General features: G+C 55.8%; 1 protein-coding gene. It reads right to left on the bottom strand.

The features are described 5' to 3' along the window. On the bottom strand, window positions 1-231 hold a 231-nt coding region (locus ACSNOH_RS35435; RefSeq protein WP_436725536.1), incomplete at both ends, for a PTS transporter subunit EIIC.

The raw sequence follows: 231 nt of genomic DNA, 5'->3' as shown, positions 1-231 counted from the left end.
CCTGTCCCTGATAGCCGACTTTCTGCACTTCAAGTCCAAACAAATTCCATACCGGGATCTTTCCGCTTTGTTCCGCGGCTCCATAGCCCCACGCGTTCAGCAAATCAGGATGCACGAGCATCACGCCGAGCACAATGCCAAGCAGCGGATTGCCGCCGAACCGTTTGACCGCAGACCAGCCGATTAACGCCGGCAGAAACGTAAAGGCCGTGCCCGCAATCAGGTTAATCA

The organism is Streptomyces sp. URMC 127 (assembly GCF_051386535.1).
In the GTDB taxonomy this organism is placed as follows: domain Bacteria; phylum Actinomycetota; class Actinomycetes; order Streptomycetales; family Streptomycetaceae; genus Streptomyces.
The sequence above is the reverse complement of the archived record's forward strand: the minus strand, read 5'-3'. Positions and strand labels throughout refer to the sequence as shown.